The organism is Streptomyces sp. NPDC107498 (assembly GCF_055582805.1).
This window is the reverse complement of the sequence record NZ_JBVJPE010000062.1, coordinates 1-1665: the sequence shown is the minus strand read 5'-3', so window position 1 is coordinate 1665 and position 1665 is coordinate 1. Positions and strand designations below refer to the sequence as shown.

At 66.4% G+C, this 1665-nt stretch carries 2 protein-coding genes; both read right to left on the bottom strand.

Annotated elements, in window-relative coordinates; genetic code table 11:
- Positions 1-306: 306 nt before the first annotated feature.
- Positions 307-501 carry a hypothetical protein gene (locus ACZ66Z_RS36695; RefSeq protein WP_469940317.1) on the bottom strand — a complete coding sequence of 65 codons (195 nt, stop codon included), beginning with the start codon at positions 499-501 and terminating at the stop codon, positions 307-309.
- 250 nt (positions 502-751) lie between these two features.
- A complete protein-coding gene (locus tag ACZ66Z_RS36690; RefSeq protein ID WP_469940316.1) occupies positions 752-1189 on the bottom strand; it encodes a hypothetical protein in 438 nt (145 codons plus the stop codon).
- Positions 1190-1665 lie beyond the last annotated feature (476 nt).

Sequence of the window (1665 nt, the reverse complement as noted above, 5' to 3'; positions counted from 1 at the left end):
CCCGCGGAGCGGGTACCACATCGCTGCGCGATGTGCGAGCGAACCACCGCGCTGCGCGCGGTGGTTGCGCTCCCGCTCCGCGGGAGCGCTGGCTGCAGGCTGCGCCTGCAGCTCACCCGGCCTGCTGCGCAGGCCGGGTGACGCTCCGTTCGCTGCGCTCCCGGAGCGGCTCGGCTGCGCCTCGTGGGCCCTGCTTCCGCTTCGCTCCAGCTGGGCCTGGGCGAGTCCGCTGCGCTCCCTCGCCCCGACGGGCCTTCCGGCTGCGCCTCCAGTCCCTCGAAGGCCCGCTGACGCGGGCCGGGCTGGCTACAGGGTGGGGTGCTCCCAGGGACCGGCATGGATCTCGAAGGCTGCTTTCGCGGCGATGGCGTCGTCGATCGGCACACCCCACCGGGCAGCCGCCTGCCTAAGGGCTTTTTCCACCTCCTTGAGGGGCCGTGCCCAGTGCGTTGAGGAAACCTCCTCCCACACCATGCGAATCCTCATCGTCTGCTTCAGCACGTGCAGAACATCCGTCTTGGACGGTCTGGGTTCCATGGCTGGTCCCCCTTTGGCTCTCTTCTTGGACGAGGAAGCTGATGTCTCGTCCGCTCATGGTGCTCTTCACTCCAGCCAGAGCGGCACAGTCGGAAGCTTTTCCAGCCGAAGGCCAGGTGAGCAGGGGGTGTGGAGCGGAGGCAGGAACGGGACCGGGGCTGGCGTCTGGTGATGTGGCCGGCCCGGGCCGCACCGATGCCGGCAAAGGGGGTGGTCAGGTTCGATCGGCCGTGTCTTCGGGTGCCCAGGTCCAGGGCTTCGGTGCAGGCGTTGGGCCTTCCATGGCGCTGCGGAGCTTTTCCTTCAGGCTCTTCGACGGTGCTTCCTTCTCTTCCCGCGTATGCACGAGCCGGGCCGTGGTCACTCGTATGTGGCATTCGCGGTGACGCTGCTTCACCAGCACTATCCACGCCCCGTCTTGAGTGAGCAGGACGTGACGGGCGGGCTCGTCTCGTGGGCGTGCGTGCCGGGCCAGGATGCCTGGCAGGTAGTTGAGGGCCGCGTCCTCGGCGGCCGCGACCGCCTCCGCCTGGTCCGGGCCGATACGGTGCGTGCCGGTGAGCATCCACCGATGCAGCTTGAGCTCCGTACCGTCAGCGCGTTGGGTGGTGCGGGTGTCCTCTTCGATGAGGACGTACCAGTCGTCGGTCATGGGCGGACCTTATCCGCTGGTGCGGGGCGTGGTGCGTGTTCGGGTTTGATGCAGCATGTAGAGATGGCGGAATGACGGGATACCCTGGGGGTCTCTCTACTGGGTCCAGGTGCTGAATCTCGTTTTCGGTGGATCGCATTGTCCTTACTTGACAGCTTTTTCGTAGGAATGGTCGCCGATGTAGAGGCAGGGCGGGTAGACGGGCTGCATGCTGTACCAGACTGCCCAGGTCAGAGCGGTGAGGGCGAGGGAGAACGCCAGGTGCTTCCACGTAGGAGGACCTGCGACGGGACGGATCATGGACCCGAGCATAGGACAGGGGGATAGGGCCATCATTTCGCTCAGGGAACATCAGGTGGACCAGCGGTCGGCATTTCGTAAATGGGTGGGATTTCCTGCAAGGTCATCGGTGCCTCCGCAGGGTGCCCGGGGCACGATCGTGTCCGCGACCGGCTCGGGCAAGACGATCACGGCCG